This is a genomic window from Chromobacterium piscinae (genome assembly GCF_021129175.1).
Classification (GTDB): Bacteria; Pseudomonadota; Gammaproteobacteria; order Burkholderiales; family Chromobacteriaceae; genus Chromobacterium; species Chromobacterium piscinae.
In genome coordinates, this window is the sequence record NZ_JAJOHV010000141.1 from 1 (window position 1) to 551 (window position 551).

Sequence of the window (551 nt, forward strand, 5' to 3'; positions counted from 1 at the left end):
CCTCGCCATCATCGGCGGCGAGGCCGCGCTGCCCGAGCGCGCGCGCCGCTGGCGCGAGCTGCTGCCGGACGCCACCCTGCTCAACAGCTACGGCCCCACCGAAGCCTCCGTCATCGCCACCGGCGCCGCGCTGTCCGGCCCTGACGCGGTGTGGGACGGCGGTGAGGACATCCCCATCGGCCTGCCGCGCCCCGGCGTGGCCGCCGCCATAGTCGACGCCGGCCTGCAGCCGGTGGCGCAGGGCGAAGAAGGCGAGCTATGCCTGCTGGGCGACGCGCTGGCCATCGGCTACCTGGGCCGCGACGAGCTGACCGCCCGCCGCTTCGTGCCCCTGGACGCGCTGCCCGGCGCGCCGCGCGCCTACCGCACCGGCGACCGCGCCGTCTGGCAGGGCGGCCAGCTGCGCTTCCTCGGCCGGCAGGACCACGAGCTGAAGATCAGCGGCCTGCGCATCGACCCGGCCGAGGTGGAAAACGCGCTGCTGGCCTGCCCCGGCGTGCGCGAAGCCGCGGTGATCGGCCTGCCGCTGGCCGGCGGCGGCTACACGCTGG

The 551-nt window shown here is 76.8% G+C and carries 1 protein-coding gene; it reads left to right on the top strand.

Annotated features, from left to right (window positions below; all coding sequences use genetic code 11):
- The coding region (locus LQR33_RS23205; protein WP_231470620.1) for an AMP-binding protein at nucleotides 1-551 on the top strand (551 nt) is incomplete at both ends.